The sequence below is a fragment of the Vreelandella nigrificans genome, from assembly GCF_002374315.1.
Lineage (GTDB): Bacteria > Pseudomonadota > Gammaproteobacteria > Pseudomonadales > Halomonadaceae > Vreelandella > Vreelandella nigrificans.
Genome location: NZ_NWUX01000018.1, coordinates 54,391 through 80,555, shown reverse-complemented (window position 1 = coordinate 80,555; position 26,165 = coordinate 54,391). Strand labels below are relative to the sequence as shown.

The 26,165-nt window shown below is 52.3% G+C and carries 23 protein-coding genes; 22 read left to right on the top strand and 1 reads right to left on the bottom strand.

Annotated features, from left to right (window positions below; genetic code table 11):
* The first annotated feature begins 1 nt into the window (after position 1).
* The 9 genes from ileS (at position 2) to CPA45_RS16840 (ending at position 9,198) form a co-directional block, all read left to right on the top strand.
* A complete protein-coding gene (ileS, locus tag CPA45_RS16880) occupies positions 2 to 2,833 on the top strand; it encodes an isoleucine--tRNA ligase (RefSeq protein ID WP_208858540.1) in 2,832 nt (943 codons plus the stop codon).
* On the top strand, positions 2,826 to 3,359 hold the full coding sequence (lspA, locus tag CPA45_RS16875; protein WP_096653503.1) for a signal peptidase II: 534 nt from the start codon (positions 2,826 to 2,828) through the stop codon (positions 3,357 to 3,359). Before ileS ends, lspA begins: the two co-directional genes overlap by 8 nt.
* A gap of 54 nt (positions 3,360 to 3,413) precedes the next feature.
* Complete coding sequence (fkpB, locus tag CPA45_RS16870) at positions 3,414 to 3,857, top strand: FKBP-type peptidyl-prolyl cis-trans isomerase (protein ID WP_096653502.1); 444 nt, start codon at positions 3,414 to 3,416, stop codon at positions 3,855 to 3,857.
* 44 nt (positions 3,858 to 3,901) lie between these two features.
* Positions 3,902 to 4,891 (top strand): 4-hydroxy-3-methylbut-2-enyl diphosphate reductase, encoded by a 990-nt coding sequence (gene ispH, locus CPA45_RS16865; RefSeq protein WP_208858539.1) that lies wholly within the window; start codon positions 3,902 to 3,904, stop codon positions 4,889 to 4,891.
* 78 nt (positions 4,892 to 4,969) lie between these two features.
* The gene (locus tag CPA45_RS16860; RefSeq protein ID WP_165771574.1) at positions 4,970 to 5,374 is read left to right on the top strand and encodes a type IV pilin protein; all 405 of its coding nucleotides are present in this window, start codon (positions 4,970 to 4,972) and stop codon (positions 5,372 to 5,374) included.
* Positions 5,374 to 5,808 (top strand): type IV pilus modification protein PilV, encoded by a 435-nt coding sequence (gene pilV / locus CPA45_RS16855; RefSeq protein ID WP_096653500.1) that lies wholly within the window; start codon positions 5,374 to 5,376, stop codon positions 5,806 to 5,808. Before CPA45_RS16860 ends, pilV begins: the two co-directional genes overlap by 1 nt.
* Positions 5,805 to 6,299: a PilW family protein gene (locus tag CPA45_RS16850; RefSeq protein WP_096653499.1), complete on the top strand. Its 495-nt coding sequence runs from the start codon at positions 5,805 to 5,807 to the stop codon at positions 6,297 to 6,299. The genes pilV and CPA45_RS16850 overlap by 4 nt, the downstream gene beginning before the upstream one ends.
* A gap of 28 nt (positions 6,300 to 6,327) precedes the next feature.
* Complete coding sequence (locus CPA45_RS16845; protein WP_133066794.1) at positions 6,328 to 8,115, top strand: DUF7305 domain-containing protein; 1,788 nt, start codon at positions 6,328 to 6,330, stop codon at positions 8,113 to 8,115.
* Between the two features lie 63 nt (positions 8,116 to 8,178).
* On the top strand, positions 8,179 to 9,198 hold the full coding sequence (locus CPA45_RS16840; RefSeq protein ID WP_096653497.1) for a tryptophan--tRNA ligase: 1,020 nt from the start codon (positions 8,179 to 8,181) through the stop codon (positions 9,196 to 9,198).
* 74 nt (positions 9,199 to 9,272) lie between these two features.
* Here CPA45_RS16840 and CPA45_RS16835 read toward each other — a convergent pair whose 3' ends face one another.
* Complete coding sequence (locus tag CPA45_RS16835) at positions 9,273 to 9,791, bottom strand: Hcp family type VI secretion system effector (protein ID WP_078088819.1); 519 nt, start codon at positions 9,789 to 9,791, stop codon at positions 9,273 to 9,275.
* 629 nt (positions 9,792 to 10,420) lie between these two features.
* Between CPA45_RS16835 and tssB the strand changes: the two genes are divergently transcribed.
* Genes tssB through tssA form a run of 13 tightly spaced genes read left to right on the top strand, consistent with a single transcriptional unit; the run spans position 10,421 to position 26,130 of the window.
* Positions 10,421 to 10,927, top strand: a complete 507-nt coding sequence (tssB, locus tag CPA45_RS16830; RefSeq protein WP_078088818.1) for a type VI secretion system contractile sheath small subunit — start codon at positions 10,421 to 10,423, stop codon at positions 10,925 to 10,927.
* A gap of 55 nt (positions 10,928 to 10,982) precedes the next feature.
* Positions 10,983 to 12,464, top strand: coding sequence for a type VI secretion system contractile sheath large subunit (tssC, locus tag CPA45_RS16825; RefSeq protein WP_078088817.1), 1,482 nt, complete (start codon positions 10,983 to 10,985; stop codon positions 12,462 to 12,464).
* A gap of 15 nt (positions 12,465 to 12,479) precedes the next feature.
* Positions 12,480 to 12,911 (top strand): type VI secretion system baseplate subunit TssE, encoded by a 432-nt coding sequence (gene tssE, locus CPA45_RS16820; RefSeq protein ID WP_096653496.1) that lies wholly within the window; start codon positions 12,480 to 12,482, stop codon positions 12,909 to 12,911.
* 18 nt (positions 12,912 to 12,929) lie between these two features.
* Complete coding sequence (tssF, locus tag CPA45_RS16815) at positions 12,930 to 14,693, top strand: type VI secretion system baseplate subunit TssF (RefSeq protein ID WP_096653495.1); 1,764 nt, start codon at positions 12,930 to 12,932, stop codon at positions 14,691 to 14,693.
* Positions 14,657 to 15,682 carry a type VI secretion system baseplate subunit TssG gene (gene tssG, locus CPA45_RS16810; protein WP_096653494.1) on the top strand — a complete coding sequence of 342 codons (1,026 nt, stop codon included), beginning with the start codon at positions 14,657 to 14,659 and terminating at the stop codon, positions 15,680 to 15,682. Before tssF ends, tssG begins: the two co-directional genes overlap by 37 nt.
* A gap of 3 nt (positions 15,683 to 15,685) precedes the next feature.
* A complete protein-coding gene (tagH, locus tag CPA45_RS16805; RefSeq protein WP_096653493.1) occupies positions 15,686 to 17,059 on the top strand; it encodes a type VI secretion system-associated FHA domain protein TagH in 1,374 nt (457 codons plus the stop codon).
* Positions 17,056 to 17,595, top strand: a complete 540-nt coding sequence (gene tssJ / locus CPA45_RS16800) for a type VI secretion system lipoprotein TssJ (protein WP_096653491.1) — start codon at positions 17,056 to 17,058, stop codon at positions 17,593 to 17,595. Before tagH ends, tssJ begins: the two co-directional genes overlap by 4 nt.
* Positions 17,595 to 18,929 (top strand): type VI secretion system baseplate subunit TssK, encoded by a 1,335-nt coding sequence (gene tssK / locus CPA45_RS16795; protein WP_096653489.1) that lies wholly within the window; start codon positions 17,595 to 17,597, stop codon positions 18,927 to 18,929. Before tssJ ends, tssK begins: the two co-directional genes overlap by 1 nt.
* 3 nt (positions 18,930 to 18,932) lie before the next feature.
* The gene (icmH, locus tag CPA45_RS16790) at positions 18,933 to 19,775 is read left to right on the top strand and encodes a type IVB secretion system protein IcmH/DotU (protein WP_096653487.1); all 843 of its coding nucleotides are present in this window, start codon (positions 18,933 to 18,935) and stop codon (positions 19,773 to 19,775) included.
* A gap of 8 nt (positions 19,776 to 19,783) precedes the next feature.
* Positions 19,784 to 22,405, top strand: coding sequence for a type VI secretion system ATPase TssH (tssH, locus tag CPA45_RS16785; RefSeq protein ID WP_096653485.1), 2,622 nt, complete (start codon positions 19,784 to 19,786; stop codon positions 22,403 to 22,405).
* A gap of 4 nt (positions 22,406 to 22,409) precedes the next feature.
* Complete coding sequence (locus CPA45_RS16780; RefSeq protein WP_096653483.1) at positions 22,410 to 24,008, top strand: sigma-54 interaction domain-containing protein; 1,599 nt, start codon at positions 22,410 to 22,412, stop codon at positions 24,006 to 24,008.
* Complete coding sequence (gene vasI, locus CPA45_RS16775; protein WP_096653481.1) at positions 24,005 to 24,658, top strand: type VI secretion system-associated protein VasI; 654 nt, start codon at positions 24,005 to 24,007, stop codon at positions 24,656 to 24,658. Before CPA45_RS16780 ends, vasI begins: the two co-directional genes overlap by 4 nt.
* An 11-nt stretch (positions 24,659 to 24,669) precedes the next feature.
* The gene (gene tssA, locus CPA45_RS16770) at positions 24,670 to 26,130 is read left to right on the top strand and encodes a type VI secretion system protein TssA (RefSeq protein WP_096653479.1); all 1,461 of its coding nucleotides are present in this window, start codon (positions 24,670 to 24,672) and stop codon (positions 26,128 to 26,130) included.
* Positions 26,131 to 26,165 lie beyond the last annotated feature (35 nt).

Here is a 26,165-nt window from a genome sequence, read left to right as displayed (position 1 = left end):
TATGGATTATAAGCACACGCTAAACCTGCCAGAAACCGACTTTCCCATGCGCGGCATGCTGCCGAAGCAGGAGCCAGGACGCGTTTCAAAATGGCAGGATATGAACCTCTACCAGCGCCTGCGTGACTCTCGTGCGGGTGCGCCGCTTTTTGTTCTGCACGATGGCCCTCCCTACGCCAACGGCAGCATCCATATCGGTCATGCTCTGAATAAGATTCTTAAAGATATTATCGTTAAGTCGAAAAACCTGGCAGGCTTCGATGCGCCTTACGTGCCGGGTTGGGACTGCCACGGTCTGCCTATTGAGCACAAAGTAGAGACCACTCATGGCAAACACTTAGCCGCGGATAGAGCCCGTGAGCTATGCCGTGAATACGCAGGCGCGCAGGTCGCAACCCAGCTAGCTGACTTTGTGCGCTTGGGGATTATTGGGGATTGGGAGCATCCCTATCGCACGATGGATTACGCCAACGAAGCGGGCGAAATTCGTGCGTTGGCTGAGATGGTTGAAGCGGGCTATGTATTCAAAGGGTTAAAGCCGGTTAACTGGTGTTTTGATTGTGGCTCAGCGCTGGCGGAAGCGGAAGTTGAGTACGCCGATAAGAAATCGGATGCCATCGACGTCGCCTTCCCGGTAGAGGATGCCGACAAGTTAGCGACGGCTTTTGGCTTAAGCGAATTATCCAAACCTGCAGCTGTCGTGATTTGGACCACCACGCCCTGGACCATTCCTGCCAACCAAGCGCTGAACGTTCATCCTGAGTTTACCTACGCGCTGGTAGATACCGGCGAGCGTCTGTTGCTACTGGCTGAAGAGCTGGTGGAAAGCTGCTTGGAACGCTTTGGGTTGCAAGGTGAGGTGATTGCCACTACACAGGGTGAAAACCTTGAGCTGATCAATTTCCGTCACCCGTTTTATGATCGCCTTTCGCCGGTATATCTAGCGGATTACGTCGAATCGGAAGTTGGTAGCACCGGTATTGTTCACTCATCGCCGTCCTACGGGGTTGACGACTTTAACACCTGCCGTGCTTATGGGATGAGCTTTGATGACATGCTCAACCCCGTACAAGGCAACGGTGTATATATTGATGACTTGCCGTTCTTCGGCGGCCAGATGATCTGGAAAGCCAATCCGAACATTGTCGAGAAGCTGCGTGAAGTTAATGCGCTGATGGCGCATAAGCCGATCACGCACAGCTATATGCACTGCTGGCGCCATAAAACCCCGGTTATTTACCGTGCCACAGCCCAGTGGTTTGTGGGTATGGATATTAAAGGTAAAGACGGTAAGACCCTGCGTGAGCGCGCACTGGAAGGCATTGAAGCCACCGAATTCACGCCCGCCTGGGGCAAGGCACGTCTGCATAGTATGATTGCCAATCGCCCAGACTGGTGTATCTCTCGCCAGCGTAACTGGGGCGTGCCTATTCCGTTCTTCCTGCATAAGCAAACCGGCGAGCTGCACCCCAACACCGTTGAGCTGATGGGAGAGGCCGCCAAGCGCGTCGAGCAAGAAGGCATTGGGGCGTGGTTTAAACTCGACCCTGCTGAGCTTCTAGGCGCGGAAGCTGCGGAGTACGATAAAGTCACCGATACGCTGGATGTATGGTTTGACTCTGGTACTACGCACCGCCACGTACTGCGCGGTTCGCACCCCTATGGCCATGAAAGCGGCCCTCGTGCCGATCTATATCTGGAAGGCTCGGATCAGCACCGTGGCTGGTTCCACTCTTCGCTACTGACTGGCTCGGCGATTGATGGTCATGCTCCCTATCGCCAACTGCTCACGCATGGCTTTACCGTCGACTCACAGGGCCGTAAGCAGTCTAAGTCGCTTGGTAACGTGGTGGCGCCGCAAAGCGTGATGGATAAGTTAGGGGCTGATATTCTGCGCCTGTGGGTAGCATCTACCGACTACTCTGGTGAAATGGCGGTTTCTGACGAAATCTTAAAGCGTACCGCTGACGTATACCGCCGTATTCGTAACACTGCACGCTTTTTGCTTTCTAACCTGAACGGCTTTAATCCTGCTAAAGATCAGGTTGCTTTTGGCGATATGCTGGCGCTGGATCAGTGGGTGGTTGACCGTGCGGCACAACTGCAAGGGCGTATTGAAAAAGCTTATGAGGAGTATCGTTTCCTAGATGTGTATCAGCAGGTTCACGGCTTCTGCGCACGGGAGCTAGGTGGCTTCTACCTGGATGTTATCAAAGACCGCCAGTACACCACCCAAGCTGACTCGCTGGCCCGTCGCAGCGCTCAAACCGCGCTTTACCACGTGGTTGAAGCATTAAGCCGTTGGGTGGCGCCGATTCTGTCGTTTACTGCTGAGGAGATTTACGAGCATATCCCCGGTGAGCGTGGTGACAGCGTGCTGCTGGAAACTTACTACACTGGGCTTGGTACTCTGGAAGAGGGTGCCGACATGGGCCGTGCCTTCTGGGAGCAAGTGCTCGAAGTAAAGCACTCAGTGAACAAGTGCCTGGAAGATGCCCGTAATGCCAAAGTCATCAAAGGTAGTCTGGCAGCGGAAGTAACGCTTTACGTGAGCGATGAGCTAAACGCCACGCTGGCTAAGTTAGGTGACGAGCTGCGCTTCGTTATGCTCACCAGCGAAGTGCATTTAGCGCCACTTGCCGATGCCGCTAACGCGGAAAGCACCGACCTTGATGGCCTGAAGGTGATGGTAAGCGGAAGCGAATACCTAAAGTGCGAGCGCTGCTGGCACCACCGTGCTGATGTAGGCACGCATGCTGAGCACCCTGACTTGTGTGGTCGCTGTATTAGCAACTTGCCCGAAGGCAGTGGTGAGATTCGTTACTATGCCTAACACCGCACCAGCTGTAAGCGAAAAACACCAGCGACCGCCCATGCGGCGGCCGCTGCGCTGGCTGTGGCTGGCGGTGGCGGTCGTTGTACTGGACTTACTAACCAAATACGCGGCTAGCCACTTTTTGAACTACGCCCAGCCCGTTGAGGTGCTGCCGTTTTTCAATTTGACGCTGCTACACAATACCGGCGCGGCGTTTAGTTTCTTGGCCGATCATCCAGGCTGGCAGCGCTGGTTTTTTGCCATTATTGCGGTAGGAGCCAGTGTTGGTTTATCCGTATGGCTTTCCCGGATAAGAGCTGATGAAAAGCTGCTGGCGATTGCGCTGCCGTTAATTATTGGTGGTGCCCTAGGTAATCTATATGACCGCTTGGTACATGGTTATGTCGTGGATTTCCTGTCGTTCCACGCTGCCGGCTGGTACTACCCCGCCTTTAACGTGGCGGATATCGGTATTACCCTGGGAGCTGTGGGGTTAATTTGGGAGTCGGTAATGGGTGATCGACGCCGCAAGAAGGCCGCATAACGTCGCCCAGATATGTTGCTGATACAACCTTTGCATACGACCGCGAGGAACGCTATGGATTACCTGATTGACGACGGTATGGAAATTACCCTGCACTTCACGTTGAAGCTGGAAGATGGCACGGTAGTGGATTCCACCAAAGAGAAAGCCCCGGCTACCTTCCAGTATGGCGATGGTAATTTGCCACCTGGCTTTGAGCACCCTATTAAAGGTATGGCGTCCGGCCAAAGTGGCGCCTTTAAGATTACCCCTGAGCATGCGTTTGGTCAGCATAATCCGCAAAATATCCAGACCCTTAAACGCGCTGATTTCGGTGACGAAGAACCAGAAATTGGCATGGTGATGTCATTTGCTGATAAAGCAGGAACGGAATTGCCAGGTGTGGTCAAAACCATTGATGGTGATCGTGTGGATGTGGATTTTAACCATCCATTGGCGGGTCGCACGTTGACGTTTGAAGTAGATGTGTTGAATGTGACGCCCATCACCAAACACTAGCCCGTTTCATTTACTAGGCGATGCTATCGCATCAAGGCGCTTTTATGCAGTCATCAGAGTCATCTCAGCCAACACAACCGGTACAAATTAAACTGGCGAATCCGCGAGGTTTTTGTGCTGGCGTGGACCGCGCTATCGACATTGTTAACCGCGCGCTGGATGTTTTTGGGCCACCTATCTATGTGCGCCACGAGGTAGTTCACAACCGTTTTGTGGTTGAGACATTGCGTGAGCGGGGCGCAGTGTTTGTAGAAGAACTCCATGAAGTACCCGATGATGTGATCGTGATTTTCTCGGCTCACGGCGTCTCTCGTGCTGTGCAGCGAGACGCAGAGCAGCGCGGCCTCAAAGTATTTGATGCCACTTGTCCGCTGGTTACCAAGGTACATATGGAAGTGCTGCGTTACGCCAAGCGTGGCCAGGAGTGCATTCTGATTGGCCACGAAGGTCATCCCGAAGTAGAAGGTACTATGGGGCGTTACGACCCCTCTCACGGCGGTCATATCTACTTGGTGGAGGATGAGCAGGATGTGGCCGACCTAGAGGTTAATGATCCTTCTGTGCTGGCGTTTGTAACCCAAACCACGCTCTCAATGGATGACACTGCCAAAGTGATTGACGCGCTACGGCAAAAATTCCCAGAGATCCAAGGGCCGCGTAAAAACGATATCTGCTATGCCACCCAGAATCGTCAGGATGCTGTTCGAGAGCTCGCTGCTGATAGTGACTTAGTACTGGTCGTTGGTAGTCCCAATAGCTCCAACTCCAACCGATTGCGCGAGCTTTCTGAGCGGATGGGGACACCTGCTTATCTGATCGATAACGCTGACCAAATCGAACCAGATTGGCTTCAAGGCGTTAACCGTATTGGCGTAACCGCCGGAGCCAGTGCGCCGGAAGTATTGGTGAAAGGTGTGATTGAGAAATTACAGGCGCTAGGTGCAGAAGCTCCCATTGAGCTGCAAGGACGTGAGGAAAACATCACATTCTCTATGCCAAAAGAGCTACGAGAGCGCGTTATTGCCAGTGAATGATTGTCATCGATTGATGCAAAGCGTATTGGTTTACGACATACTCGAAGTATGATTTGACTGATACGAGAGCGTTGCATAGTGCTTTATTTTTCTAGTCGCCGCACTGGAATTGCTTGTCAGCCACAGTGCGGTTTTACCCTTATTGAACTGCTCATCGCCGTAGTCATTATCGGGATTATCGCAGGCATAGCTTACCCCAATTATACCCGCTACCTTGAGCGCTCTACACGTACTGACGCGCACACAGCCTTGCTACAAGCAGCTTCCGAAATGGAACGCTGCTATGCCAATAGATATCGCTATGATGATTGTGGAATCTCTAGCCCCCTTTCAGCTGCAGGTCATTACACCATCAGGGTAGAAAATAATAGAAGCAGTGAAGGGGGATATCTGCTCACGGCGGTAGCGAACCGGCCTGATGGCTGTAATGACAACCTCACACTCAATGCCAGAGGAGTGCGCCTGCCCGAGGCCTGCTGGTAATGCTGCAGCAGCGCGGTTTTTCTCTTATAGAGGTGCTGGTGGCACTCGTTATTCTAGCGTTTGGCTTGCTGGGGGTGGCAGCGATGCAGCTGAAGTCTCTGCAAAGTGCCAGCGCAGCGTATCAGCGCTCCATGGCGAGTGTCGCAGCTATCGATGCTCAGGAGCTTATCTGGTCACTACTTGCAAATAACCCTGACTGTACCGCGATTGATAGCGGTAGCGTGGCGGAGAAGTGGCGAGATGAATGGTCGCGTGACACCCCTTCAAACCCGTTGCGAGAAGCGCACTGGAATAACAGTGGTATCAGCGGGCCTGATGCTGATTGTGAATTCCGCGTTACGGTCATACTGGGTGCACCACCGGATGAAGGCGAGCCAACTGTCTTTGAGTACTACTTTCGACTCCCTAATTTTGCTGATAGTCATCAATTATGAAACAGCGCGGGTTTACTCTCGTGGAGCTCATGGTAGCCATGATCATTGGGACCATTATTGTCCTAGGCTCAGGGCAGCTATTTCTAAGCACCTTCTCAACCTTTAATAAGGTAGATGAGATTAGTCGACAGCAAGAAGCGGTTGTTTTCATTGCTCAAGTATTGGGGCCTGCCCTTAGGCAGAGCCAAGACATCCTGCCTGATAAGCGTTTTGAGCTTTCCTGCCAAATTGCCTCTGAACGTTGTGTATGCGCTGTCAGGGATATGCAGGAAGGTAATCAACCATTAATGAATTTTTACAAGCAGTTTGATGAAGAGCAAGCACTGGACGGTGGCAACTGTTCGGAGGAACGGGAAAATATCGCCACGCTGGTTTCAGGGAGTAAGCATCTCTATCAGATAAGTCTCCCGATTGCGCAAAATGGGCAACCGGTTGTCTTTCATGCCACCAATCGGCAAGCACTGTTGAATGTTGTCAACTCAAGGGAATAGTTCGTAGCGTGATTAGAAGGCACACAGGGTGAAGAGTGAAAGGGGAATTATCCTCTTTATTGTGATGGTGCTGCTGTCCGGTTCAGCAATGATCGGCATGGCAGCGTTGCAATCATCACTGGTGGATGAGCGTTTGGCAGGCAATTTTCGGGTATCGGTGCAGGCACAGATGACGGCTGAAAGCACACTTGCTGCATTGCTGGCCAGTGACAATGCTACAGAGCGTGATCGTTACCTAAGCACACTGTTAGATGGAGAAGATGCACTAGCCGTGGGGGAGTCGCGCACGTTGCGTGGTACTGAAGTGGAAGCTTTGCTGCGAGAGGGGGCGCTCGATCAGTTCTTTTCTAAACTGCTGCCTCCAAATTATGATGAGTTGAATGCAGAGGAGCAAACGGCTGTACGCGCCCAATTGATTGACAGTGTTGAGATGATGTTCGAGCGATTAGACGATAATAGGGTCGCTGTTGCGGCCGTCGACCAAGGCTTGCGATTGGGTGCGCAAGGTCAGTCGCGACTGGTGTTTAGTCGAGACAGTCGGGTGCTTCGCTCCGCCCTTTTTAATTCTGCTTTAGTGGGTTGCTCAGGAGTGCAGACTAAGGGCGGCTCTACAATCAGTAGCTACCGTTCTACTCAGGGCGAGTGGAGTGGGCAGCCGGGGCGTTTTGCGGAACAGGATATCCCGTTGGTTCGCACTATGTCAGAGGGTGCCAGCATGGTGCTGGGAGGAAACGAACAGATCCATGGAGGTATCGAAGCGTTGGGTTCAGTGGAGTTAAACGGCTCCTTCCAGGTGTTCGGTACTATTCTTGCTAATCGGTCCATCTACTTGAATGCTGAGGGCGGGCGAGTAAAAGGGAATGCTTTAAGCTTGGAGGATATTGTTTTTGGTAACGGTGTGCGGGTAGATAGTGTGGTCAGTGCCATGCAGGATGTGCACCTGGATAGGTCGGCGAGTATTGGTAAAGGTATCTATGCGGCTAGGGATATTAGAACTATTCGCAATCCAGCTTCTGATCATATCGACCAAGCGTACCGTGCCAATTTCTCCTCTCGCAGCAATATTGTACTCAATGGTATAGAGGCGCAGCCCTGCGACACTGCTGATTTTGCAGGCAATAGCCTGAGTGATGAGATCCAGCGTTATCAACGAGAGCTTACCTCTCAAGGCGATATTTCGGTAGCGACATACCCCGATATAGAGTGGCACTTCACTCCACAGGCAATAGCGCGTTACGACTCAGCCGGAGACGTCAATCGCTGGGTCAGCCATGCCGCACCGCAAGCGAATACTCTGTTTAGCGAACCAGTTGCCATATACCGTGTTGGCCATCTCAGGTTGATAGGTTCCCCATCGTTGAGAGTTAGCGGTGGGGATGTGGTCATCGTGGTGGATGGCGACTTTGCGATGGGCGGTGGCTCAGGGCTGACCATCGACAATGACAGTAGTTTGACCGTTTTTGTTGCTGGACGAATTGACGTTGGTAATGTGCTAAATATGTCTGAATCAAAATCGCTCAACCAACAGGGTAAGCCCACTTTCTCGCTTTTCTCGAGCTACAGTGGCACGGATATAGGGGTAAATTTCAACTCCAGCACCCGTGTTATTGCTAATGTGTATGCACCTTACGCCAACGTGTCGGTGAACTTGGAGGACGACTTCTTTGGCAGTATCAGGGGGCGCTCTATACAGGTGAGTGGTAAGGGCAGTATTGTCTATGACGAGTTGCTGATGGGAGCATTTGGTGGCGCTGGAGGCAATGCATCCGGCGGGAGTGGTGGCACTGTTGGTTGGCATCTTGCTGAGTGGCAGTGAAGCTATTCGCTACGCAGCGTGGCGCACGTTATCATAATGTTATTTATTCAAGAGCCTAAGAAAATGAGAGATGTAAAAAAACGCGTGCTGACTGGGATTACCACAACTGGAACGCCGCATCTGGGTAATTATGTGGGTGCGATTAGACCTGCTATCGAGGCCAGTCAGGATCCGAATGTTCAGTCGTTCTACTTTCTTGCTGACTTCCACGCGTTAATCAAATGCCAGGACCCTGCGCGTGTTCAAGCATCACGTCTGGAAATTGCGGCGACTTGGCTTGCGTTAGGGCTAGATACGGATAATGCTATTTTTTATCGGCAATCGGATATTTTAGAAATCCCCGAGCTGATGTGGATGCTCTCTTGTGTATGTGCCAAGGGGCTAATGAACCGGGCTCATGCCTATAAGGCAGCCGTTGCGGAGAATGAAGAGGCTGGCGATCAAGATCCAGATAAAGGCGTTACCATGGGGCTGTTTGGTTACCCTGTGTTAATGGCTGCCGATATCTTGATGTTTAATGCCAATAAAGTGCCGGTGGGGCGCGACCAGATCCAGCATATTGAAATGGCTCGTGATATTGCTGGGCGTTTCAACCATATGTTTAAAGGCCAATATTTTGTACAACCAGAAGCCGTGGTAGACGAAAAAGTGGAAGTGTTGAAAGGGCTCGATGGACGCAAAATGTCCAAGAGCTATAACAATACAATCCCGTTGTTCTCAAGCGAGAAAAAACTGCAAAAGCTGGTGCGCAAAATCAAGACCAATTCGCTAGAACCTGGCGAGCCGAAAGATCCTGATAGCTGTACGTTATTCCAGATATTCTCTGCGTTTGCTAGTAATGAAGAAGTAACTGCTATGCGCGAGCAGTATGCTGCGGGGATTGGGTGGGGCGATGCCAAGAACCAAGTATTTGATTACCTCAATGCTCAGTTGAGTGCGCCACGTGAGCGCTACAACGCGTTAATGGAAGATCCCGCTCACATTGAAGCCGTACTGCAGAAAGGCGCTGAGCGTGCCCGAGAAGAAGCAGCAGTGACAATGGATCGTCTACGTTCAGCGGTTGGGCTAGGGCGGTTTGCTTAATTAAGCCATATTACTCAGCTTGCAAAAAGAAGGCCCTCCCATACGGGAGGGCCTTCTTCGTATATGAAGGCTGATTAGCCTTCAATTGGCGCACGCCAGTCGTCAGAGCCAGAGGTGCCTGCAACTGTGTGTTCCCAGTCAATCTTACGGTATGCCAATGAAACGTCCATCAGCTGAGTAAATTCGGACTTGCTCAGGTCCTGTGCATGGGGCATACGCAGGTTAATGTCCACGATAGTGGCGTCGGTCAGTGTCGTGGTGAAGAAGTGCTCTTGCTTGCCTTCCACAGACGTGCGGTACCACTTCAGCTCAACGTTGGGTAGCATTTCACCAGAAGCCAGTGCGTTGTACATCAGCGGTACGGCTTTGTTCAGTGCCACAGTAAAGATAAATGGTTTGTGTGCACGCTGGCCGGAAGGCTGGCCTGACTGCGGGTCAGTAGGTACGGTCACTACGTGCTTAAACTCTTGAACCAGCATCTGGTCTTCATGGCCCTCTACGTAGATGTTACCTACGGAGTCGGGGGTAAATGCACCTGCAGTGATGTTGCCCTGAGTTTGGCCTTCGATGCTGATATAACATGGAGTTGGCATAGGTCTGCTCCTTGACTGAGATTAAGAAAATTTGTCCTGGGGACATTTTAATAGCAGCAAAAAAAATGCCATTTTTAATATTTTCTTTTTAAACAAATAGTTATGATTATCTTCTCTTGTTTGCTATGTTTAATTAGGCAGTTTGTCGCTTGGCTTCAGGCAAGCGATTGCCTGAGAGGCAAGTTATTGCTTAATGGGGAAAGCTAATAAGCATATATTATCCATTAGTGTTATTAGGTTGATTGTTTTTGTAATCTTATGTTTTTTTGAGTTATTTGAGATGTCGTTTTAAATGTGTGAGGCTCTTGATGTAGGCAGTTATTTAAAGATTTTTTTCATCAGCGTTGTAAGTGATTTGCCCCTTTTTTGTTAAGAGATTGCCGATAGGCTTGTAAGAAATATCTTACAATTTATAGTTAGGCTTTATTTCGTCGGTATTCTTGCTGCTAAAATCATTAAATATCCAAAAAAATGTCGATGCTTGTCCACTAGTCTGTAGTTGTGTTTATTTCACATAGACTAGGAGGGAGGGAGCGCTATTGGAAAGATTTGGCTGAATTAGTTAATGTCCCGTGGGTGAAAACCGTTCGCGGTTACATTTGGTCACTTCTCTTTTAGGGCATACCACCATGGCTAAACAAGGAACTGTCGCGCCAAAAGAGCGCATCAATATTAAGTATGTGCCGGCTGCTGGGAAGCGGCAGACTGATACAGAGCTGCCTCTCAAGCTTTTGGTCGTTGGAGACTTTAAAGGTGGAGAAGAGGAAGGGGCTATTGAGGAGCGTCAAGCTGTCTCGGTTAATAAAAATAACTTTCAGTCTGTAATGCGTGAAGCAAACCTTTCCTTGCAGTCTGCAGTGCCTAATCGTCTTGATGACAGCGAAGACTCTAACGATATAGCGGTAAATTTATCCTTCAAGTCGTTGGAAGATTTCTCGCCTGATGCCGTTGCGAAGCAAGTGCCTGAGTTGCGTAAGCTGGTAGAACTCCGTGAGGCTCTTGTGGCTTTGAAAGGGCCGCTGGGGAATGTCCCCGCATTTCGCGATCGTTTACAAAAACTGCTCGAAAATGATGAAGCACGCCAGCAGCTTTTAAGTGAGCTGGAGTTGCTTGATACGAATCGTGAAAACGATTAACACCCGCTGAGGCGAGTGCATTTTCTAAACGATACAACGATTTCGAGGCAGAATGATGAGCAAAACGGCAAAGCAGAAGGCAGTGGTAACAGAAGCTGAAACAGAGGTATCGCTTCTTGATCAGGTGATGGCCCAGACTCGTATGGTGCCTGCTGATGAGGGGTACGATGTTGCCAAGCAGGGAGTGGCAGCCTTTATCTCAGAGCTGTTAAGCAGTAACGATGCTGCGCCTACGGTCAATAAGTCGCTTGTAGACAGTATGATAGTAGAGCTTGATCGCAAAATAAGTCATCAGGTTGATGAGATTTTGCATGACAGCAGTTTTCAGCAGATGGAATCTGCTTGGCGTGGCTTGAAGCTTTTGGTTGATCGCACTAACTTCCGGGAAAACATAAAGCTTGATGTGCTTCATGCGACTAAGCAGGAGCTGCTGGAAGATTTTGAATTTGCACCTGAAATTAGCCAAAGTGGCTTGTATCACCACGTTTATAACGCTGGTTATGGTCAGTTTGGAGGTGAGCCTGTAGCCGGCATCATTGGCCACTATGATTTTTCGCCGTCTGCAACTGATATGAAGCTTTTGCAGCATGCTTCTGCTGTTGGGGCAATGGCCCACGCGCCCTTTCTTTCATCTGTGGCGCCCTCTTTCTTTGGTATTGATAGCTTCGAAGAGCTGCCCAATATTAAGGACGTCAAATCGATTTTTGAAGGTCCCAAATATGCCCGCTGGCGCAATTTGCGGGAGTCTGAAGATGCCCGCTATCTCGGTTTAACAGCGCCACGTTTCTTGCTACGCACCCCGTATGACCCTGTTGATAACCCGGTTAAGACCTTCAGCTATCGGGAAAACGTTAGCGATAATCATGAGCACTACCTGTGGGGAAATACTGCTTATTTATTGGCTGAGCGTCTGGCCGACAGCTTTGCAAAATATCGCTGGTGCCCGAATATTATTGGCCCGCAAAGCGGCGGGGCAGTTGAGAACCTGCCTGTTCATACCTATGAAGCCTTCGGTCAGTTGCAGGCTAAGATCCCGACAGAGGTACTGATTACGGATCGCCGTGAGTTTGAAATGGCAGAAGAGGGTTTTATCTGCCTGACTATGCGCAAAGGCAGTGACAATGCCGCTTTCTTTTCAGCCAACTCAGTTCAAAAGCCCAAAGTGTATCCAAATACTGCGGAAGGCCGGGTGGCAGAAACCAACTTTAAGTTAGGGACGCAGCTTCCCTATATGTTCATTATCAATCGCCTGGCGCACTACGTAAAAGTGCTCCAACGTGAACAAATTGGCTCATGGAAAGAGCGCCAAGATCTGGAGCGTGAGCTTAACGCATGGATTCGTCAATACGTTGCAGATCAGGAAAATCCCCCAGCTGATGTTCGTAGCCGTCGTCCATTGCGTGCAGCTTCCATTCAGGTCTCTGACGTTGAAGGCGATCCGGGTTGGTATCAAGTTTCCATGGCTGTTCGTCCGCACTTCAAATATATGGGTGCGAACTTCGAGCTCTCCTTAGTCGGTCGTCTCGACAAGGAATAAGGAAACGGAAGCACTATGGCAATCGATAGCGATGGTCGGCTAGGTAGCCGGCTATTTGAGCGTCTCTCAGCATCTCATCAGTTGGATAGTTATAGCGAAGAGAACCAACGAGATGAGGTAGTAGAGTCGATCAAGCGCCACCTTGTGGATTTACTTAACAGCCACCCTGGGAATAGTGCCTGTGTGCCGGAGCTAGGCCTGCTTGATTTCAATGATGCCACTATTGGTGTGCTCGATTTGGAACTCAATATAAAGCAGGCCATACGGCACTGTATTGAGCGCTATGAGCCTCGGGTTCAGCGTGTTGATGTAGAGTCACTGCCGAATTCAGGTGATCCGCTTCAGCTACGTTTTCAAGTGCATGCCACAGTGGCGCTGGGAAAAGATAGTACCCATACCACGATTGACCTGTTGCTCAACAACAAGCGCTATCAGTGCCTTAACTGATAGGCACGAGGGGCACGCATGCTTAACCGCTACTATCGTGACGAACTCAACTTTTTAAAAATCCAGGGCCGAGAGTTTGCAGAAGCAAATCCGGGCCTTAGCCGCTTTTTGTCTGAGCGTAGCACCGACCCAGACGTGGAGCGGCTATTAGAGGGGTTTGCTTTTTTGACGGGCCGCATGCGCGAAAAAGTTGAGGATGAGTTTCCTGAACTTACCCATTCGCTCATTAGCATGCTGTGGCCCAACTATTTGCGGCCGGTGCCTAGTATGACGGTGATTAAGTTTACACCGAAACTGCACGCGCTCAGTCAGCAGCAGCAAGTGAAGCGTGGTACCGAACTAGCCAGTAGGCCGATTGAAAATACGGCCTGTTTATTTCGTACCTGCCACGATGTAACGCTGTACCCATTAGTTCATGGTGGTGTTAATGCGCGCCATACCAGAGAAGCTTCCATTGTAGAGCTGGCTTTGGATGTTCATAGCGATCAGCCCATGAATACACTTGGGATTGATGCTCTGCGGCTTCACTTGGGAGGAGATGGTTATACCGCTCGAACACTTTATCTTTGGATGAGTCACTACTTGGCTCGATTAGAGGTCGAGGTGGATGGGCAACGGCGTACGCTTCCGGTTAATGCGCTGCAAGCGGTTGGATTTGAGGGTGATCAAGCGCTACTGCCTTATCCGCGCAACGTCCATCAGGGTTACCGTATATTGCAGGAGTATCTCTGTTTTCCTGAGGCCTTCCACTTTTTTGACGTGCAGGGAATGAAGCAGGCGTTACCTTCTACGACGGCGGATAAGGTGACGCTACGCTTTATTTTTTCTCGTCCTTTACCGACTGATGCTCGCGTCCAAGATGAGCACTTAGCGCTCTACTGTACGCCAGCCATTAATCTCTTTGAATATGATGCTGAACCGATTGATCTAACCGGTGAGCGTAGCGATTACCGTATTCGGCCCAGCAGTAAAGCGCCATCTCATTATGAAGTTTTCAGTGTGGATGAGGTGTTGGGTTGTTTAGAAGGTGAGCAGAACAGCCTGCAGTCACCGCCTCGGCGATATGTTCCCTTTGAGAGTTTTCAGCATCAAATTGAGCGCGATAGAGGTCGTGAAGCACTGCACTATCGTGTTCGGGTATGCAACAGCCTGCGTGGCGACGGATTTGATCACGATATTGCCTTTATCCGCAGTGATGAGCAGCAATGTGTTGGGAGGCGCGAAACGATTTCTCTGGGGTTAACCTGCAGCAATCGAGCGCTACCCGAACAGCTCACGATTGGTGATGTATGTGTAGAGACTGAGGGGGCTCCTACCTTCGCAGAGTTCCACAATATCACTCGTCCAACGCCAGTGCTGCGCCCGGCTATCGACGATGGTTTGCTGTGGGTGCTGATTTCCAATTTATCGTTGAACTACCTCTCTCTCCTGGATCGTGATGCGCTCTGTGCAGTGCTTAAAGCGTACGATTTTCGTGCTCTGGTGGATCGTCAGGCAGAGCGCGTGGCCCATAAGCGATTAGCCGGGATTGTTGGTATCGATACACAGCCTGTAGATCGGTTACGCAGAGGTGTGCCCGTACGAGGCTTGCTCTCTGTGGTGACACTTGACCAGGAGGCCTTTGGTGATGAAGGCAGCCTGTATCTTTTTGGCAGTGTGCTTGCACGGTTTTTGTCCTTATACGCCAGTATCAACTCTTTTCATGAGTTGCAGGTTATCAATCGCCACAACCAAGAGCGCTACGCATGGAGCTTACAAGCGGGGCAACAGCCCCTGATGTAACGCGAGCGCCTCTGTTTAATAGGGCGCGGCGTTACGAGTTTTTTCAGCTAGTAGAGCTGCTGCACCGTCAACATGGTGACGATTTAGAGCAACGGCATGGCGGTAGCGTGCCTGCGTTTCAGCGAGTGCGCTATAAATCATCGGCTTCGCTAGGATTTCCAGGTAGCGACGTGCTGACCTTGGAGGCCAACGAAAGTGGTCAGTACGAGATGCAGGTGAGTTTTCTAGGCTTGCAAGGATCCCAGTCCCCCTTGCCTAGTTACTACCTGGAAGCACTCGCTCATGAGTCGGCGCATCAAGAAGGCGCTGCCGGTGATTTTTTGGATTTCTTTAATCACCGCTTGCTGACGCTTATGCACCGTAGCTGGCGCAAATATCGGCACTATGTGCGTTATCAGAACGATGCCCAGGATGGTTTCTCAGCCACGGTGTTTGCCTTGGTAGGTCTTGCCGACAGCAATCTGCGCGGTGAAACCCCTATTAACTGGAGCAAGATGCTGGCCTATGCCGGACTGCTGGCTGGCCGCTCACGTTCACCTGATGTTGTTTGCGGCATTGTGAGCCACTGCTTCGATCTCGCTCAAGTGGAGATAAGGCAATGGGTTCCACGTTGGGTAGACATACCGCTAGATCAGCGTAGCCGCAACGGAGTTTCGGGTATGACGCTAGGGGGAGACATGGTCTCTGGTGGTCGCGTTGTCGATGTGAGCGGCAAGTTTGCGCTTTGCCTGCGGGGGTTAAGCCTGGAGCGTCTTCGTGATTTTTTACCTGATGGCGAAGAGCACCAGCCATTAAAGACGTTGGTGAATTTTGTGTTGCGTGAACCACTCGCTTACGACCTTGAGCTGGAGTTACTCGAAAGTGAAGTAAAGCCTATGCGCTTAGGTGATGCCGGCTCTTGTCAGTTGGGCTGGACAACGTTTGCTAATTCTTCTGATGGTGGCGACATATCTGTAAGCCGCCGTGTATGTATCCAAATGACGAGCTAAGCCATGCATGCCGATCGACACGATGCCATTACGCTAGTTGTTGTGAACAGTGAACAACTTGAAGGACGTTCGTCTAGCAGTCACGTCTTCCATGGTGAGGGTGGATCGCTAGGCAGTAGTGATTTTGATAATTGGTTACTTCAGGACCATGGGGGGCGTATTCGCCCCCAGCATGCCGAAATTATCAAAATTGATGGCAAGTTCTGCTTAGTGGATTGCAGCGGTCATACCTTTATTAATCGAGCGACGCTACCCATCGGGCGTAATCGTAAGGTAGCACTGCGCGATGGTGATGAGCTAACCGTGGGAGATTACCGGCTAAAGGTGCATTTGGGTGACAGGCATGGGTGGCAACCCGGTGTTCGCTCAATTACCACGCTAATTGATGAAGAGTATGAAGATATGACTACCGAGGAGCATGCGTGGCCCATCGGTAGTGAGAGTTCGATAAGCCATCAAGCTAGGCAAGATGACCCAATAGAAGCATTGGGCGGTGTGACACCTGGCTCGCTGCAGCATGATCCTATGGTAGCGCTGGATAAAGAAGAGCCACAGCCATCGGCAATGGAACCTTTAGAGACCATGCCGCTTTACCATCACACTCCACGTGATTGGCAGCAGCAGGAACAGTGTGATGAGCCGGTAACATTTCCGGATATTAACCCCTTAAACAGCACAGCAAGGCAGAGGAGCAGTGACATGGATGAGCGGCAACTAAACGACTTGGAGCGCTCGGTTGGTGAGCAATTAGATGATCGCTGGCAGAAACCGACGGTACAGGCGCTTGGTCATGTAGGGGCCGATCCATTATTGAGAGGCTTGGGTCTTGATCTACCTTTTCGTGATAGCGAAGAGCAACAGGCTTTTTTAGAGGAAGCAGGGAAAACTCTGCGTGCCACGATCGATGGGCTGCGTTTGTTACAGCAAGCGCAGAACGATAGTAAATATCCACTGCGGGATCGCCGCCTTCAGCCGATTGAGGACAACCCATTACGCCTTGGGCTGACCTTTGATGAAACGGCTGAAACCATGTTTTCTGCACAGCGCAGCCCCGTTCACCTCTCTGCGCCAGAAGCAGTAGCCGAAAGTTTACGTCATCAAGGGCAGCACCAAGCCGCTGTTGAAGAGGCGATTGGTCAAGCGCTCGGTGCCATCCTGGACGCTTTCTCACCCGAAGCACTCCTTAAGCGTTTTCACGCGTATCGAGGTGCAGGCAATCGCATAGAGGACGAAGGGGGATGGGCTTGGGAGATGTATCAGCACTACTATCGCGAACTCAATTCTGGGCGCCAGCAGGGCTTTCAAAAACTATTTTGGGAAGTCTTCGAGCAGGGCTATGACCAGTCGGTACGCCGTCAGCAGCGGGAGGAAGCATGAGTGCGCAGAGCATGGTGCGTCTTATCTGGCTACTTTGTATTGTTTTGCTGCTAGCAGGCTGTGCCTCAACGCGTGAAGCCTCGGGCAAGATGTGGCAGGTAATGCGAGATCCATCTATTCCGGTGGGTTATCCCGAAGATCGGCCCACGTTGGTTGACTTAAGCATGATTGCTGAATCCAACGTCAATCCTAATGTGGATGGCGAAGGCACACCGTTGCGCTTTCAGGTGCTGCAATTAAAGGACGACTCCATGTTGATGGCTGCTGACTTGGATCAGCTAAGTCTGGATCTAGAGGCAGCGCTAGGAACGAACTACCTGACCCATGACGATTTTACGTTGTTACCGGGGCAGTGGAAGTTTTACGAACCTTTTGAAGTGGATGAAGAGACCCGTTACATCGGGCTAATTGCTTTCTACGCCAATCCCAATGACGCCGAGTGGAAGAAGGTTGTCAGGGTGAATACTCGTGGAGATCACTACCACTTACTGGTTCACCTCCGTGACAGGGAAGTAGAGCTAAGGAAGGAGGAATAATGGCCAGCCGAAATCGTGTAGTGTGGAGTGAGGGCTTATTTATTAAGCCTCAGCATTTTCAACAGCAGCAGCGCAGTTTGGAAGGGTTGTTGGAGACACGCCTGAAAGGGGTCAGCCATTATCTTTATGGCTTTCTCTCCCTTGAGTTAAATAACGAATTTCTCAGTTTTGGGCGTATCGCTATTAGCCGCGCAAGCGGCGTGATGCCGGATGGTGTGGCCTTCCATTTGCCGACTGATGATGTTGAGCCGACGCCGCTTGAGATTAGTGATTCCAGCATTACCAATCAGATTGTCTACTTAGGCTTACCGCTGGCCACCGATGGCGTAGGTGAAGTGCGTTGGCCTGAAGACGATCTACCTGCCCGCTATCGTTTGCTAACCCGCAGCGTACGTGATTTGCACTCCCGTGATGGGGCAACTGCCGAACTGGATGTGGCGCGTGTGTCACCACGACTACTGTTAGAGCGAGATGATCGTAGTGGTTATGCATGCTTGGCCGTCGCGCGCATTATCGAACGCCGCCCTGATGGCAGCTTAGTGCTGGATGAGCAGTTTTTACCGACGCTGCTAAATGTTCAGGCCGCTCCTGGGCTGCTGCGCTTTGTTGGCGAAATGGCAGGGCTGATGCGCGAGCGCGCGCGTAATATTGCCCAGCGGCTCTCTACTCCTCATCAGGCCGGTGTTGCTGATGTGGCTGATTTCATGCTGCTGCAGCTACTGAACCGCGCTCAGCCTCGCTTTCAGCACCTTGCGCGCTTGGGGCATTTACACCCAGAACGCCTCTACGACACCATGCATGAGATCGCTTGCGAGTTGGTTACTTTTACCGATGAATCGCGGCTACCGCCTGAATGTCCACCTTATGACCACGACCATCCAGAAGTCGCGTTCCGGCCATTGATGAAAATGCTGCGCCAAGCGCTCTCTACGGTACTGGAGCCACGCGCGGTGGCTATTCAGCTACAGGCACGTCGCTTCGGCTTATTAGTCGCGCCACTGTCGGACCTCAGCTTAATCGAATCGGCAGAATTTATTCTCGCGGTACGAGCCAACATGCCTAACGAGCGGCTGCGTAAGCTGTTTCTTCAGCAAACCAAAGTGGCCAGTGTGGAGCGTATCCGAGACCTCATCAGCTTACAGCTTCCAGGCGTGCCACTAGAACCACTACCAGTGGCTCCGCGTGAGCTGCCTTATCACGCTGGCTACACCTATTTCCAATTGGATCGACAAAGCGAAGCCTGGGGAATGCTGAATGGTGCTAGCGGATTTGCGTTTCATGTTGCCGGTGAGTTCCCAGGTTTGGAAATGCAGTTTTGGGCGATCAGGAGTTAAACCATGCAACAACTTGTTACTGATGAGCAAAACGTCAGCCGACTACGTGCCTCCCACCATAAGGTTCGCCACGAAGACCTAATTAATGAGCATGGTTTAGATCATCTGATTCATAGCCATGCTGAGCAGCTAGATGCCGATGAGGATTACTGGTTCCGTCTGCGTGGTCATAACCTCAATCCACTGGTTGACGCTGCCAGTAGCTTGCTTGGCATGGTCGTGCGCGTACGCCAATTAGATAGCGCAGGTAATGTAGAGCGTCTCTATCGGCAAGTAGTTGATGAGATAGCCGCAATTGAAATTGAGCTAACCGAACAGGGGTACGACCGAGCCACGCTACTAGCCTATCGCTATGTGCTCTGCTCCTTCATTGATGAGGCGGTGATGGGTATGCCATGGGGGCGGCAGAGTACCTGGGCAGAGCATTCCCTGCTGGCCCGCTTTCATAATGAGACATGGGGGGGCGAAAAAGTGTTCTCCATTCTCGCTCGACTCCAACAGGAGCCGCAACGTTATCGGGATATGCTGGCGTTTATCTACCTGTGCCTGTGTCTTGGGTTTGAGGGGCGGTACCGCGTCAGGTCTCACGGACGTGAAGAGTACGAGCAAATTGTTCGCGCCCTGGGCGACCAGCTTGCTGGTCTTGAGCAACCTGCCGAAGAAACGCTGACACATCCGCTGGAGAATGTTGTTCAAGGGCATCAGCGACGCACCACAGTGTTTCCCACGTGGGGGATTTTCGCCCTATTTAGCGTTGCTATGGTTGCTGTTTATTTAGCCTTTTCATGGTCGCTTGACCAGCAAGCTGAACAAATTACTTCACTTCTTAACCAACTTTATCGTTAGGAGTCACCATGCTCAGGGTAGAGCTACCGGCGCTTATTGGCCGTCTCAATACAGTTGCTCGTCAAGGGCTTGAGCAAGCCGCCGTGCTCTGCGCACAGCAGCAGGCACCTGAGGTCACTGTGGGGCATGTACTGCAGGCAATGCTCGATCAGCCACTGTGTGATGTACGTAGCATCTGTGAAAGCGTTGATATTGATATTGCAGCCCTGCGTGCGCAGCTTGCGGAAGAAACACGCCCGCCGCGTAACGTGGAAGTGGCCACGCCAAGTTTCTCACCGCTACTCATTGAACTACTGCAAGATGCTTGGCTGCTTGCCTCCACTGAATATCAGCACGCGGACCTCCGCAGTGGTGCGATTTTTACCGCACTATTACATAACCCTGAGCGCTATCTGGGCGCAGGCTCTGTCCGGCTGCTGGCCGATATCAACCGGGAAAATGTACGCCGTCATCTCAATCGTATAACGGCAGACTCAGCGGAAGCACCGCAGGAAGAAACCACAAGCAATGCCCACCAGGCCCCTGCCAGCCGGGGGAGCGATAGTGCGTTGGAGCGCTTTACAACCTCACTAACTGAGCAGGCCCGCCAAGGGACGCTTGACCCTGTGCTGGGGCGCGACCCAGAAATTGATCAAATGCTTGATATTCTGGGCCGCCGTCGCAAAAACAACCCAATTGTGATTGGTGATGCAGGGGTGGGTAAAAGTGCGGTGGTTGAAGGCTTGGCTGCACGTATCGTGGCGGGGCAAGTCCCCACTGCCCTGGCCGATGTTGAACTGTTAACGCTTGATTTAGGAGCACTGCAAGCGGGGGCGGCGGTAAAAGGAGAGTTCGAAAAGCGCCTTAAGGCCGTAATCGACGAAGTCAAAAGTGCGCCGCGGCCGACGCTGCTGTTTATTGATGAAGCGCATACGCTCATCGGGGCAGGAAATCAGGAAGGTGGTGGCGATGCCGCTAATTTGCTCAAGCCAGCCCTAGCACGCGGTGAGCTACGTACTATCGCGGCGACAACTTGGCGTGAGTATAAAAAGTACTTTGAGAAAGACCCGGCTCTCTCACGCCGTTTTCAGCCCGTTGCACTGACCGAACCCAGTGTTGAGCAGGCGCTGGTTATTTTGCGTGGCTTACGGGATGTTTACGAGCGTGCCCACGGAGTACTCATTGGTGAAAGTGGACTACGCGCAGCGGCCGCTCTTTCTGCGCGCTATTTGGCTGGACGTCAGTTACCCGATAAAGCCATTGATGTGCTGGATACCGCTAGTGCTAGGCTTGCACAGGCGCTGGATACCCCCCCTCGAAAACTCAGCCATCTAAAAAGCGAGCATATTGCAGCCCTGCGCGAGCGTGATCAGGTTGAACGCGAGCGGCTACTGGGCCGTGAACCAGATGGTGAACTCCACCACGCTTTAACCGAACGCTTGGCTAAGCTGGAAGGCGATTTGGCAAGTTTAGAAGCCGCGTGGAAAGCACAGCGCGAGTGCGTAGATGCGATTGTGGCGCTGCATCGTCAATTACTAGAGGCAGCAAAGGGAGATGCAAGCGAACAACTGCCCCAGGGAATACATCAAGAGCTCGCCGAGCGTGAGCAACAGTTGGCCCAGCTTCAAGAAACATTTGCGCTAGTAAATCCCAGTGTCGAAGAAGCGCAAATCGCCCAAGTAATCGGTGATTGGACCGGCGTGCCAGTTGAGCGTATGACGAGCGATGAGTTAACGCGTCTCACCGAGCTGCCTGCTTATCTTAGTGAGCAGATTCAGGGCCAAGACTCTGCTATTGAGCGGATTCATCGTCACTTATTAACGGCTCGTGCCGACCTGCGTCGCCCTGGACGTCCGTCAGGGGCTTTTCTACTGGTTGGGCCAAGTGGGGTCGGTAAGACAGAAACTGTTGTGCAGATTGCCGACCAGCTCTATGGCGGCCGCCAGTTCCTCACCACGATCAATATGTCGGAATATCAGGAAAAGCACACAGTTTCCCGATTGATTGGCTCACCGCCAGGCTACGTTGGGTTTGGCGAAGGAGGGCTATTAACCGAAGCGATACGTCAGCGCCCTTATTCGGTGGTCCTGCTTGATGAGGTCGAAAAAGCGCATCCTGATGTGCTTAACCTTTTCTACCAGGCCTTCGATAAAGGCGAGTTGGCGGATGGAGAAGGTCGGCTCATTGATTGTAAGAACGTCCTGTTTTTCCTGACTTCTAATCTCGGTTATGAAGCGATTGTCACCCACGGTGACGATGCTAAAGCGCTGGATACAGCGCTTTACCCTGTATTGGCCCAATTTTTTAAGCCGGCACTGCTGGCGCGTATGGAAGTCGTCCCTTATTTGCCGCTTGGTGGCGAGACGCTGCGTAACATCGTGCATGCCAAGCTAGCCACGTTGGCTAAGCGCATCCGTGACCGCCATCGTCAGGCAGAGGTGGTACTCGAAGAAACCCTGGCAGACGCAATATGCATCCGGGCCACCCGCAGTGAAAATGGGGCACGCATGCTGGAGTCGGTGATTGATGGCGAGTTGCTCCCGCCGCTCTCACGGGCGTTGCTTGAGCGTATGGCACGCCGTGAAACCGTAGCCAGCGTGGTGCTGGGGGTAGATCGCGTGAGCGGTGCATTTACTGCGGAGGTCGCTTGACGCCATGACGCTGCCTGCTGCTAACGCCGCTGCCGTTTCGCAAACGTTGCTACCCGCCGAGCTGGCCGCTATGCCATTAGCGTTAACGCTGGTGGAGAGTAGCTCAACTGTCGTGTTACGCCAGCAAGCTGCCCGCCTGCTGCAGAGTCACTTAGGGTTGGCGTTAGCAGAGTGCCTCTATATAGAGGGTAGCGGTCGCTGGCTGGGACGTGACAGTGACAATGTGCAGTTTGATTGTGCGGACTTTAACCACCCCTATGCGCATGTCATTCGAAGCGGCAAGCCGTTAACGCTGAGTGTTGCCGATGCTCGTATTCGGCTGGACCACCCAGGCTTCCAAGCGCAGCTAGCCCCCCTAACAGCCACGTCACAACTGCACATCCGACCGCTTCGCGCGGTCGATGGCCAGCGCGAATGGTTGGGAGCGTTACTGCTGGTAGGGCAGGCGGCGACGTTAACTGCCCTGATCGATAATCCTGGTATGGCTGCGTATGAGGCGCTGCTGTGCCGTCTGTGGTCACGGCTGGCTAGGGAGCAGGGCGAGCGCCAGCGTTCTCAAGTGTTGCAAGACTCGCTGACCAAGCTAAACGATGGTGCCCGTCGCCAAGCCTTAGCAGACCAACTAGCCGATGATCTGCTGGGCCAGTCGGTAGCGATGCAGGCACTTAGGCGTCATGTGATCCGAGCGGCAGAAACGAATCTGGCGGTACTGCTACAAGGTGAAACTGGCACCGGAAAAGATCGTGTGGCAAGGGCAATTCACCAATTCTCGGGCCGTGCTAAAGAGCCCTTTATGGCAATTAACTGTGCGGCTATTCCCGAAGCGCTGCTTGAATCAGAACTGTTTGGGCATGCCAAGGGAGCATTTTCGGGTGCCGATCATGCTCGGGCAGGGCTGATTAGCCAAGCCCATGGTGGCACCCTGTTTTTGGATGAAATTGGTGATATGCCACTCGCGCTTCAAGCCAAACTGCTGCGTGTGTTAGAGAGTGGCCGTTATCGTCCGCTTGGCGCAAGTGAAGAGCGTTGTGCTGACTTACGCTTGGTTGCTGCAACCCACCAGCCGCTTCGGGAGCGAATTAAGCAGCAGCACTTTCGCGCTGACCTTTACTATCGGTTGGGGCAGTTTCCTATCACCCTGCCAGCGTTATCTGAGCGGCAGGACGATATTGCCCAGCTAGCTCAGGCATTCATTACTGATTTTTGCGAGCGGGAAGGGCGAGCGGAAATGGGTATTACGCCAGCAGCACTGCGCCAGCTTTACCGACGGGAGTATCCAGGTAACGTGCGCGAGCTTAAAAACATCGTTGATTACGCCTGTGCAATGACTCCTGAAGGTGCCGATATCGACGCCTATGTGTTGCCTGGTGAACAGCAGGAAACGGCTGGCCAGCCCGTAGTAAGTACTGCAGAGCCCGTCGCGCTCGCTCTTTCTGATGACATTGATGATCTTCGCCAAGCACTTCGTGACCTGGAGTCCGCCATTATTCGCCAGCGTCTACAGCGTTTTGGAGGTAACCGTGCACAAGCTGCGGAAAGCCTGGGTTTGCCGAAGCGAACACTAGCTCACAAGTGCCAGCTACTTGAACTGGATATCAAATGAACGCGATGTTGTTAAAACGTCAGTGGCTAACCTATGGCCTGTTGATAGCCGGGGCGTTGGTTAGTCTCCCTATGCAAGCTGGCGAGCACGGCGCTCTTATAGAGCGCGCCCACGCATGTGCAGAAGAGGCTTCGCGCCTTGAGCGCCTGAACTGCTATGACGCTGTTTTTCAGACCGTGGAGCCTGCCAATGACAGCGGCGAAATGCCAGCGTTGTGGCATGCCATTGAACGCCAGGAGGCCGCGCGCAGCAGTGATGACGTTGGGCTGATTGTGCACGAGTCAGGTGACGATGTGTTTATCAGCGTACCAGCCCTTGGCACGACACCGCCGCGTCCCATTTTAGTAATGGCCTGCGAAAAGCTGATTACCCGTTTTCAGCTACACCTGCCCGCGCCGCTTGACGACGCCAGAGTCGAGCTACAACTGATCGGTAATGGCAACACCGTGCAACAGCAGTGGCGCATCCGAGACGGTGGCCAAGTGCTTAGCGGCGGCCGAGGGCTTCCGGCGATTGATACGCTTCGCCAGCTGCTCAGTGCCAACGATGTCACTCTGCGTAGTGATGTTTCCAGGCTTGATGGGCTGCGTTTTGATGTCACTGGCCTGCGCCAAGAAATTCAGCCGCTACGTAATGCGTGCCGCTGGTAAGGGAGTTTGAAATGCGTATTTCCGCAGAGTCTCACTTAGCGCCTTTATTGGCCCCTCTGGCAGCTAATGCCGATGGCGCCCTTGTGGGTGAGCCGCTGGAGGATAGCCAGGACTATCTGGCGCTGGATGACGAGATGATGAAGGTCGGCTCACTGCAGCACACAAACGTGGAGTGGGAAACCGCCGAAGGGCTGGCAGTTCGCATGTTGAGCGAGCGTGGCAAAGATCTAAAAGTGCTGGGGCACTTGTTGCACTGTATGCAGCGCGGAGGCAATGGCGTTCGCTTTGCACTCTCTTTGCGCCTTTTGGCACGCGCTATTGCTCAACCGTGGTGGGAGCAAGCATACCCGTTTGCGGGTAAGCGCGGTGACAAGCTCCGCCCACGTCTGTTTCAGCAGTTTATCCAGCGTAGCGTCAAGCTGGCAGCAAGGCTCGACTTTCATAATGCTGAAGACGAGTTTGAGGCGTGCCAAGCGTCACTGAGCGAACTTCAGCATCAAGTGGTTGAAAAATCACTCCCTGATCAAGCCGTTGAGGAGCTCAGCCGCCATTTACAGTCGCTACGCCCAGCGAAGCAGCCGTCTTCATCATCTGAACAAGCAGCATCGCAAAAAGTGGTTGCCCAGCCGACTAGTAATGCAAATCAGGAGGGTACGGCTTCCGCTGCGGGGAGTGCTAAAGCTCCAGAGTTACGATTGGAAGCGGGTAATGAACGCTCAAACCGCCAGACACTGCTCAAGATGGCTGAATTTCTCGGCGAGCAGTCTGCAGGGGAGCCGCTGGCGTACCGCCTGCGCCGCCATGCGGTGTGGAGCACCATTCAGGCGCTACCGACAGCTAAGGAAAATGGCAAAACGGAGCTGGCTCCGGTGTCTGCTGATCGCATTTCCGACTACCGAGAGGCGCTGGCTAAAGGTGGCGATAACGCCTTATGGCAGCGTATTGAAAACAGCTTGGCACTAAGCCCCTATTGGCTCGAAGGGCACAGGCTAAGCGCCGGACTTGCTAAGCAGCTAGGCCATCTGCGCTGTGCCGAAGCGATTCGCGAAGAAACGCAGCGGTTTGTTGAGCGATTACCCGGTATTGAAGCACTGACCTTCAATAATGGCGCTGCCTTCCTTGATGACGAAACAGCACGTTGGCTACACAGCAGCGGTACCAATAGTGGAGGCACTGGCGGTGGTAACGAAGCATGGCAAGCGGGGTTGGTAGAAGCGCAGGAGTTGTTTGAAAACGGTGATCTTGGCACCGCACTCAAAGTGCTTGACCAGGGGCTTAGTAGCGCACGTTCACCACGAGACAGCGCCTATTGGAGACTGGTCAGCGCTGAGTTGTTACATGAAATAGGGTTGGAGAACCTAGCGCAGCAGCACTACCGCACGTTGCACCAAACGGTCACCGAACTGGCACTAGAGCAGTGGGAGCCAGCCTTAGTGTCACGCCTGAAAGCAGCGATTCAAGAGACGCACTGACAATGGTCATCATCACAAGGGACGAGGGATAAAGG